Source organism: Prevotella sp. HMSC077E09, from assembly GCF_001814685.1.
GTDB lineage: Bacteria > Bacteroidota > Bacteroidia > Bacteroidales > Bacteroidaceae > Prevotella > Prevotella oris.
The window spans coordinates 50708-51349 of record NZ_KV817572.1 but is presented as its reverse complement, the minus strand read 5'-3'; the positions used below and the strand labels follow the sequence as shown (position 1 = coordinate 51349).

Annotated in this window: 1 protein-coding gene; it reads right to left on the bottom strand. The window is 42.7% G+C overall.

The features are described 5' to 3' along the window. Window positions 1-226 (bottom strand): helix-turn-helix domain-containing protein (locus HMPREF2983_RS08110; RefSeq protein ID WP_070667675.1); only part of this gene is annotated, 226 nt, incomplete at its 3' end. Window positions 227-642: the final 416 nt, after the last annotated feature.

Genomic DNA, 642 nt, shown 5'->3' with positions numbered 1-642 from the left:
TGTAATAGCACTTGTGTCCGATTTGTGTAAACGGCAGTACACCCGTATCACGATAATGCCGCAAGGTGCGCTTGCTGATGTTCAGCAGCCGGCACACATCACCGTTGTGCAGCCAGTCCGTGTGTTTGCTTTTCTCTCCGAATGCCTTGTGGCAGCATTCTGCAAGGCTTAAGATTTCATCTCGAAGCTTTGCCCAATTGGTTTCTGTAATGATGTAATAGTTCATAATCATATTTTGTTATTGTTTGTTGTTTCAGTTCTTTCCTGTTTCTGCTGGCAAAGGTAATGGCGTACGTGCGCCTCTCAAAGCCGTGGGGAACAGCAGGGAAGTATCGGAAACAATCGGAAAAAGAGCAATCCGTTTCATCGGTTCACATTTGCATTTTCCTGCCCCGTCTTTTTTCTTTTATTGCAAAGACAATCCAAGCGAGTGCAGAGGAAAGTTCACTTATCCTTTTCCGAGCGCAGCTTGTCTTATGCAAAATTAATATCGGGCATTTCTTATTCCATCACTTTTCATTCATGTGGCAGCTTGTGGCACTATGACAAGGACAAAAGAGACAGATTTATACTTTTGCCACTATACAAATAAGGCTAATAAGACAATCAAAGCAAAAGAGTACATCTGAAAGCAGACAGTAA